This window comes from Rhizobacter sp. P3_B12 (assembly GCF_056402895.1).
Genome location: NZ_JBFUGN010000207.1, coordinates 1 through 7,821, shown reverse-complemented (window position 1 = coordinate 7,821; position 7,821 = coordinate 1). Strand labels below are relative to the sequence as shown.

Genomic DNA, 7,821 nt, shown 5'->3' with positions numbered 1-7,821 from the left:
CCGAGCGCGCCGATCACGAAGGCGCGCCCCGAGAACGTGCGATCGATCTGCCGCGCCACCGGCCGCGCCCGCACCCGCCGGCTTGCCAGCGCCTGCACGCCCTGCGCACAGGCCACCACCAGCACCAGGTACAGCACCAGGAAGGCACCGCGCCCCTGGTAGCCCTCGAAATCGAGCAGCAGCAGCGCCGGGGCATGGCTCATGCCGTAGATGCACACCATGGTGCCCCACTGGATCTTCGCGGTGCGCTCCAGGAAGCGCGTCGCGTCGTTGCCGAGCGCCGCGAGGATCGGCAGCGCCGCGAACGCATACACCGGGATGAACACCGTGAACAGGTCGAAGTGGCGCGTGCCGGCGAGGAAGTACTGCGCCGGCAGCACGACGAAGAAGGCCGCGAGCAGCGCGCGGTGGTCGCCGCGCCGTGTGTGCGTCAACGTGATGAACTCGCGCAGCGCGAGGAAGCTCATCAGCGCGAACAGCAGCGTCGCGATGAACGCGCCCGAGGCCCACGCCACCCAGAACAGCACCGTGCCGATCCACACCGCGCGCAGCTCGCGGCGGAAGCGCTCGGTCAGCTCGGCCATCTCCGGCGACAGCTCGCGCAGCGAACGCGCGAAGGCCAGGCCGGTCACGATGGCCAGCAGCCCGAAGATGATCACGAACAGCAGGCCGACCTGCTGGGTCACCGTCAGTTGACGCAGCGCACCCATCAGGCCGCCACCTTGCTGAGCGCCATCACGGCCGAGCGCGCACGGTCGAGGAAGGCGCGCTTCTCTTCATCGGGCGCGAGCGTCATCGGTGCGCCGAAGGTCACCGAGCAGAGGATGGGCACCGGAACCACTTCGCCCTTGGGCATCACGCGCTGCACGTTGTCGATCCAGGTGGGTATCAGCTGCACGCCGGGGAACTGCTCGGCCAGGTGGTACAGGCCGGCCTTGAAGGCCTGCGGCTCGCCCTTGTTGCCGCGCGTGCCTTCGGGAAAGATCACCAGCGAGTCGCCGTTGCGCAGCGCCTCGACCAGCGGCTCCAGCGGGTCTTCGTCCTCGGTGCGGATGCGGCTCACGTAGACGGCGTTGAACACCTCGCGCGTGATCCAGTGCTTCAGCGGCGACGAGGTCCAGTAGTCGCGCGCGGCGATCGGCCGCGTCTGCGCCCGCAGGTCGTGCGGCAGCGAGGCCCAGATCAGCACCCAGTCGAAGTGGCTCTGGTGATTCGCGAAGTAGATGCGCTGCTCGGCCTTCGGCGGGCTGCCGTACCAGTGCCCCTGGGCACCGGTGATCAGGCGGGCGATCGACGAGAGCAATAAGCCGACGAACTCAGGACGGGTCATGCCGGGATGGTAGCCGCCGGCTTCAGTGACGGAAGTGACGGATGCCGGTCAGCACCATCGCGATGCCGCGCTCGTTCGCGGCGGCGATCACCTCGTCGTCGCGCATGCTGCCGCCCGGGTGGATCACGCAGCTCGCGCCGGCGTCGACCACCACGTCCAGCCCGTCGCGGAACGGGAAGAACGCATCGCTCGCCACCGCCGAATCCTTCAGCGACAGCTTCGCGTTCTCGGCCTTGATGCTCGCGATGCGCGACGAATCGACGCGGCTCATCTGCCCGGCGCCGACGCCGAGCGTCATGCCGTTCGCGCAGAACACGATCGCGTTGCTCTTCACGTACTTCGCGACCTTCCACGCGAACAGCAGGTCCTGCAGCTGCTGCTGCGTCGGCTGCTTGACGGTGACGACCTTCAGGTCGGCGAGCGCCAGCTCGTGGTTGTCGGCGCTCTGGATCAAGAGGCCCGAGCCGACGCGCTTCACGTCCTGCGCATTGCGGCCCTGCGACCACGGCGTGGCACCGCCCGGCGGCAGCGCGATCTGCAGCAGCCGCACGTTCGGCTTGCTCTTGAAGATCGCGAGCGCCTCGGCGCTGAACGACGGCGCGATCAGCACCTCGGAGAACTGCTTGACGACCAGCGCCGCGGCCGCGCCGTCGAGCTCGACGTTGAACGCGATGATGCCGCCGAAGGCCGAGCTCGGGTCGGTGTGCAGCGCCTTGCTGTAGGCCTGCGCCGCATCCGCGCCGATCGCGACGCCGCACGGGTTCGCATGCTTGACGATCACGCAGGCGGCCGGCGCGTCGCCCGGGCCGAACGACTTGACGCACTCCCACGCCGCATCGGCATCGGCGATGTTGTTGTACGAGAGCTCCTTGCCCTGCAGCTGCCTGCCGGTGACGAGCGAGCCCGGCGCCGGGTTCAGGTCGCGGTAGTACGCGGCGGCCTGGTGCGGGTTCTCGCCGTAGCGCAGGTCCTGCAGCTTCACGAAGCGGCCGTTGCTCTGTGCCGGGAACGCGCTGCGGCTGCCGTCCGCCTGCAGCGACGACAGGTAGTCGCTGATCGCGCCGTCGTAGTCGGCGATGCGGTTGAACGCGGCCACCGACAGCTTGAACTTCGTCTCGCGGCTCACGCTGCCGGACGCCTTCAGCTCGGCGACGACGCCGGCGTACTGCGACGCGTCGGTCAGCACCGCGACATCCTTCCAGTTCTTCGCGGCCGAGCGCACCATCGCCGGCCCGCCGATGTCGATGTTCTCGATCGCGTCCTCGAGCGTGCAGCCGGGCTTCGCCACCGTGGCCTCGAACGGGTACAGGTTGACGACCAGCAGGTCGATCGTCGAGATGCCGTGCTGCTGCAGCGCCGCCATGTGCTCCGGCAGGTCGCGCCGGGCCAGCAGGCCGCCGTGCACCTTCGGATGCAGCGTCTTCACGCGGCCGTCGAGCATCTCGGGGAAGCCGGTGTGGTCGGCGACCTCGGTCACCGGCAGGCCGGCGTCGGCGAGCAGCTTCGCGGTGCCGCCGGTCGAGAGCAGCTTGCAACCGAGGGCGTGCAGTTCGCGTGCGAGATCGAGCACGCCGGTCTTGTCGGAAACGGAAAGCAGGGCTTGCATGAGGTTGGTCTCGATCACTTGGTGAGCTTGTGGTCCAGCAGCTTGCGCCGCAGCGTGTTGCGGTTGATGCCCAGCCATTCGGCGGCGCGGCTCTGGTTGCCGTCGGCATGCTTCATCACGACGTCGAGCAGCGGCTTCTCGACGACCTTCAGGATCATGTCGTACATGGCGTTCGGCTCGACGCCGCGCAGGTCCTTGAAGTAGGTCTCGAGGCTGTCACGGATGCATTCTTCGATGTGCTTCTTGCTCATGCTTGTTGTTCGATGAGATCGTGATTCGCTGCGCCGTCGGGATGGGCCGCGGGCAGCCGATGGTGCGTGCCGGCCAGTTGATCGAACCAGTCCGTCACGGCCCGCACCTGCTCCTCGCAGGTGTCGAGCGTGTTCATGTGGGCGCGAAAGCCCTCGCCGCCTGGCAGCGTGCGCACCGCCCAGCCGATGTGCTTGCGCGCCGTGCGCACGCCGGCATGTTCGCCGTAGAGGCCGTAGTGCTCGTGCAGGTGTTCCAGCAGCCAGGTCTTGGCCTGCAGCACCTCGGGCGCCGGCAGGTGCTCGCCGGTGGCCAGGAAGTGCGCGATCTCGCGGAAGATCCACGGCCGGCCCTGCGCCGCGCGGCCGATCATCAGCGCGTCGGCCCCGGTCGCGGCGAGCACCTCGCGGGCCTTCTCGGGCGAGTCGATGTCGCCGTTGGCCACCACCGGGATGCGCAGCGCGGCCTTCACCGCGGCGATCGTGTCGTACTCGGCGTGGCCGCCGTAGCCTTGTTCGCGCGTGCGGCCGTGCACCGTCACCATCGCGATGCCGGCCGCTTCGGCGGCGCGCGCAATCGCCACCGCATTGCGCTCGGCCTGGCACCAGCCGGTGCGCATCTTCAGCGTCACCGGCACGCGGCGCGGCGCGCAGGCGGCGACCACCGCCTCGATGATCGCGAGCGCGAGCGGCTCGTCCTGCATCAGCGCCGAGCCGGCCCACTTGGTGCACACCTTCTTGGCCGGGCAGCCCATGTTGATGTCGATCACCTGGGCGCCGCGGTCGATGTTGTAGGCGGCGGCCTCGGCCATCTCCCGCGGCTCGGTGCCGGCGATCTGCACCGCGATCGGCGCCACCTCGCCATCGTGGTTGGCGCGCCGCGAGGTCTTCAGGCTGTTCCACAGCTCGCGCCGCGATGTCACCATCTCGCTCACCGCGTAGCCCGCGCCCAGCCGCTTGCACAGCTGGCGGAACGGCCGGTCGGTCACCCCTGCCATCGGCGCGGCGAACAAGCGGTTCGGCAGCGTGATGTCGCCGATGACGGGGCCGGTGGGCATGATGGGGGGAGTGCCAAAAAAGGAGGYAGAGTATAGCCCTTGGGGTCTGCGCATAATGCCCGCGGATGGATGCATGGATCGACCCGCTGATCGCGCTGCTGGCGCTGCCCCGATATGGCCTCAGTTCGATCTTCGTGATCGCGCTGGTCTCCGCCACCTTGCTGCCGATGGGCTCCGAGCCGTTGGTGGTGGCCGTCGTGAGCGCCAACACCAGCCTGTTCTGGCCGGCCGTGCTGGTGGCGACCGTCGGCAACACGCTGGGCGGCGCGATCACCTGGTGGATGGGCTACGGCGCCGAGAAGGCCTACGAACACGTGAAGCACAAGCCGCACGAGGTGCGCGTGCTGCGCTGGCTGCAGCGCTTCGGCGCGAAGGCCTGCCTGTTGTCATGGCTGCCGATCGTCGGCGATCCGCTGTGCGCGGTGGCCGGCTGGCTCAAGCTGCCGTTCTGGCCCTGCGTCGGATTCATGGCGATCGGCAAGTTCGCACGCTACCTGGTGATGACGGCGGGGATGGTGTGGCTGTTCCCGGGCTGGTTTGCGGGATGATGGGTGGTACATCAGGCACCCCATTGGTGCGAAATCAAAGCGTGATGGATTGCCGGCCGGCAGCAATTGGCGGCAAATTGCGATGACGGCGCCATGGCCCCTCGTGGCACGATCGTCGCTGAGCCCGCGGGCTGACAAGGCAAAGCATGAAGTTTCCGACCCAATCCAAGCCCGACACCAAGCCCGCCGCTGCGAAGGGGTCGGCCAAGGGTGCGGCCAAACCGGCAGGCAAGCCTGCTGCCGCAGTGGCCCGGCCGATGAAGGCGTCGGCTGCGACGCCAGCGGCCACGGCCGCCAAAGACACCAAGGGAAGCAAGGCGGCCAAGTCCGGCGCGGCCGGCAAGGCGAGTAAGCCGGCCGCGGACCCGAATGCGTTCCTGAAGAACCCGGTGCGCTGGCTGAAGCGATTGTTCCGCCGGCCTGTGCGGCTGAAGCGTCAGGGCCTGGATTTCAAGCTCGTGCTCGACGATCCCGCGACCCGCTTCGGCGACACCACGATGGACGGCCCGAAGATGACGCCGTCGGACACCGCCGACGTGCAGGCGATGCGCCTCGAACTGGGCGCGGTGCTCGACCGCGATCCGCGCTCGCGCAGCGTGCTGGTGCACCTCAACATGCTGGAGCGCGCGCTGAAGACCAAGGGCATGAAGGCCTTCGAGGACCTGCCGGCCGAACTGCTGCGCAAGGCGATGGCCCAGCTCGACACGCTGGTGATGGACTGGTCGGCGCGCGGCCTGACGCTGCTGCGCGCGCGCGCCTCGGGCACGCTGGCGCGCACGCGCATCAGCGCCGGCACGCGGCAGGCCGACTTCGGCGACACCACGCATGTGCAGGTGCGCGAAGCGAGCGTCACGACCTTCATGGAAGTCGAGCGCGAGTGGGAAGACATGAAGCGTTGACCACCGCAGAAGTTGACCACCCCCGGAGGTAGAAAGTTGACCACCCCCGGAGGCGCTGCGCGCCTTCCCCCTCAAGGGGGCGCCGCCAGCGGCCCGGCGGAGCCGGTTCCGCGGCGTCCGCTGGGCTGACCCCGCTCAGGCGGCCTTGCGTGCGGCCCGTTTGGCGGGCGTCTTGGTCGGTGCCTTCACGGGGGCCTTTGACGCGGACTTGCGTGCCACCTTGGCGGGCGCGCTGCCATTCAGTCCCGCGACCTTCGCGCTCAGTTCGTCGATGCGCTTCGTCAGCGCGGCGACATCCTTGGCGCTCGGCACGCCCAGCTTGGCCAGCGCTTTCGCGGTGCGTTCCTCGAAGATCGTTTCCAGCTTGTCCCAGTGCTGGCCGGCCTTGGCGCTCACGTCGCCGGCCATGCCGCTCATCTTGTTCGTGACCTCGCCGATCTTCTCCTCGGCCACCGCCTGGGTCTTGCGCTGCAGGCTGACACCTTCCTTGACCAGCGCGTCGAACACCTTGCCGCCTTCTTCCTGGGCCTTCGAGAAGGCGCCGAGGCCGGCCAGCCAGATCTGCTGCGCCGAATCCTTCACCGTGCCGGCGAATGCGCTGTCGAGCAGGCCGGCCGCCGAAGCGCTCTTCTTCTCGGCCATCTTCTGCAGTTTCTTGACCATGGGTTCCTCTGTGGGTTGTTGAGAGTCGATGACGTGAACGTCGCCGCGCCACTATAGGAGGGCACCTCGCACGCGGCACCGGCTTTCTCTAGGGCGCAGCCTCTATGCGGCATCGGTGGYGGGCTCGGGTAATCGCGCAGCGGCGCGCAGGCGTGTTTGGTCAAGAATCAAACCAAACCAACCCGACCGTTCCCAGGAGGACTGCATGCAGTATTTCGTCACCGGCGCCACCGGCTTCATCGGCAAGCGTCTCGTCAAGACCCTGCTGCAGCGCCGCGGCGCGACCGTCCATTTCCTGCTGCGGCCGGAGAGTGAAGGCAAGGTCGACGAGCTGCTGCAGTACTGGGGCGTCTCGAAGGCGCGCGCCATTCCGGTCTACGGCGACCTCACCGCGAAGAAGCTCGGCGTCTCGACCGACGCGCTGAAGGCCCTGAAGGGCACGATCGACCACGCCTACCACCTCGCCGCGGTCTACGACCTGGCGGCCGACGAGGAAAGCCAGGTGCGCGTGAATGTCGAAGGCACGCGCAACGTCGTCGAGTTCGTCCGCGCGATCGATGCCGGCCACCTGCACCACGTCAGCTCGATCGCCGCCGCCGGCCTGTACGAGGGCGTGTTCCGCGAGGACATGTTCGACGAGGCCGAAGGCCTCGACCACCCGTACTTCATGACCAAGCACGAGAGCGAGAAGATCGTGCGCAAGGAGTGCAAGATCCCGTGGACGGTCTACCGCCCGGCGATGGTGGCCGGCGATTCGCAGACCGGCGAGATGGACAAGATCGACGGGCCGTACTACTTCTTCAAGCTGATCCAGCGCATGCGGCAGATCCTGCCGCCATGGATGCCGAGCGTCGGCCTCGAGGGCGGCCGCGTCAACATCGTGCCGGTCGACTTCGTCGTCGCGGCGCTCGACCACATCAGCCACGCGAAGGCCGAGCTCGACCGGAAATGCTTCCACCTCGTCGACCCGCAGGGCTACCGCGTCGGCGACGTGCTCGACATCTTCAGCAAGGCCGCGCACGCGCCGAAGATGAACCTGTTCATCAATGCCGCGCTGCTGGGCTTCATTCCGCGCAGCGTCAAGAAGGGGCTGATGGCGCTTGCGCCGGTGCGCCGCGTGCGCGCCGCGGTGATGAAGGACCTCGGGCTGCCGGAGGACATCTTCACCTTCATCAACTACCCGACGCGCTTCGACTGCCGCGACACGCTGGCGGCGCTGAAGGGCTCGGGCATCGCCTGCCCCGACCTGCGCGACTATGCGTGGCGGCTGTGGGACTACTGGGAGCGCCACCTCGACCCGGCGCTGCTGATCGACCGCTCGCTGCGCGGCACGGTGGGCGGCAAGGTGGTGCTGGTGACCGGCGGCTCGTCGGGCATCGGCCTCGCGGCGGCGATCAAGTTCGCCGAGGCCGGCGCGATCACGCTGATCTGCGCCCGCGACGAGGCCAAGCTGGCCGAGGCCCGCAAGG

Annotated in this window: 9 protein-coding genes; 3 read left to right on the top strand and 6 right to left on the bottom strand. The window is 68.4% G+C overall.

All coding sequences use genetic code 11. The features are described from left to right. The 5 genes from AC1D01_RS13505 to dusB all read right to left on the bottom strand — a co-directional run. Positions 1-710, bottom strand: a 710-nt coding sequence (locus AC1D01_RS13505; protein ID WP_477866972.1) for a phosphatidate cytidylyltransferase, incomplete at its 3' end; no start/stop codon positions are given. After that, positions 710-1,330: a lysophospholipid acyltransferase family protein gene (locus tag AC1D01_RS13500; protein WP_477825615.1), complete on the bottom strand. Its 621-nt coding sequence runs from the start codon at positions 1,328-1,330 to the stop codon at positions 710-712. The genes AC1D01_RS13500 and AC1D01_RS13505, both read right to left, overlap by 1 nt. 22 nt (positions 1,331-1,352) lie before the next feature. Then, the gene (purH, locus tag AC1D01_RS13495) at positions 1,353-2,936 is read right to left on the bottom strand and encodes a bifunctional phosphoribosylaminoimidazolecarboxamide formyltransferase/IMP cyclohydrolase (RefSeq protein WP_477866970.1); all 1,584 of its coding nucleotides are present in this window, start codon (positions 2,934-2,936) and stop codon (positions 1,353-1,355) included. 14 nt (positions 2,937-2,950) lie between these two features. Further along, the gene (locus AC1D01_RS13490; protein ID WP_047500781.1) at positions 2,951-3,187 is read right to left on the bottom strand and encodes a Fis family transcriptional regulator; all 237 of its coding nucleotides are present in this window, start codon (positions 3,185-3,187) and stop codon (positions 2,951-2,953) included. Next, positions 3,184-4,242, bottom strand: a complete 1,059-nt coding sequence (gene dusB / locus AC1D01_RS13485; RefSeq protein WP_477866968.1) for a tRNA dihydrouridine synthase DusB — start codon at positions 4,240-4,242, stop codon at positions 3,184-3,186. The genes AC1D01_RS13490 and dusB overlap by 4 nt, the downstream gene beginning before the upstream one ends. A 65-nt stretch (positions 4,243-4,307) precedes the next feature. On the opposite strand from dusB, the gene AC1D01_RS13480 reads away from it, so the two are divergent. Both AC1D01_RS13480 and AC1D01_RS13475 read left to right on the top strand, forming a co-directional pair. Further along, entirely contained in the window at positions 4,308-4,790 is a 483-nt protein-coding gene (locus AC1D01_RS13480) for a YqaA family protein (protein ID WP_477866966.1), read from the top strand. A gap of 146 nt (positions 4,791-4,936) precedes the next feature. Further along, the gene (locus tag AC1D01_RS13475; protein WP_477866964.1) at positions 4,937-5,689 is read left to right on the top strand and encodes a hypothetical protein; all 753 of its coding nucleotides are present in this window, start codon (positions 4,937-4,939) and stop codon (positions 5,687-5,689) included. A gap of 135 nt (positions 5,690-5,824) precedes the next feature. On the opposite strand, the gene AC1D01_RS13470 is transcribed toward AC1D01_RS13475, so the two are convergent. Further along, the gene (locus AC1D01_RS13470) at positions 5,825-6,352 is read right to left on the bottom strand and encodes a phasin family protein (RefSeq protein ID WP_477866962.1); all 528 of its coding nucleotides are present in this window, start codon (positions 6,350-6,352) and stop codon (positions 5,825-5,827) included. Between the two features lie 205 nt (positions 6,353-6,557). On the opposite strand from AC1D01_RS13470, the gene AC1D01_RS13465 reads away from it, so the two are divergent. Further along, positions 6,558-7,821, top strand: a 1,264-nt coding sequence (locus AC1D01_RS13465; RefSeq protein WP_477866960.1) for an SDR family oxidoreductase, incomplete at its 3' end; no start/stop codon positions are given.

Bases quoted from the DNA above. Each gene is read 5' to 3' on its own strand.
- AC1D01_RS13480 (WP_477866966.1), top strand. From the start codon at position 4,308: ATGGATGCATGGATCGACCCGCTGATCGCGCTGCTGGCGCTGCCCCGA.
- AC1D01_RS13500 (WP_477825615.1), bottom strand. From the start codon at position 1,330: ATGACCCGTCCTGAGTTCGTCGGCTTATTGCTCTCGTCGATCGCCCGC.
- AC1D01_RS13490 (WP_047500781.1), bottom strand. From the start codon at position 3,187: ATGAGCAAGAAGCACATCGAAGAATGCATCCGTGACAGCCTCGAGACC.
- AC1D01_RS13470 (WP_477866962.1), bottom strand. From the start codon at position 6,352: ATGGTCAAGAAACTGCAGAAGATGGCCGAGAAGAAGAGCGCTTCGGCG.
- purH (WP_477866970.1), bottom strand. From the start codon at position 2,936: ATGCAAGCCCTGCTTTCCGTTTCCGACAAGACCGGCGTGCTCGATCTC.
- AC1D01_RS13475 (WP_477866964.1), top strand. From the start codon at position 4,937: ATGAAGTTTCCGACCCAATCCAAGCCCGACACCAAGCCCGCCGCTGCG.
- dusB (WP_477866968.1), bottom strand. From the start codon at position 4,242: ATGCCCACCGGCCCCGTCATCGGCGACATCACGCTGCCGAACCGCTTG.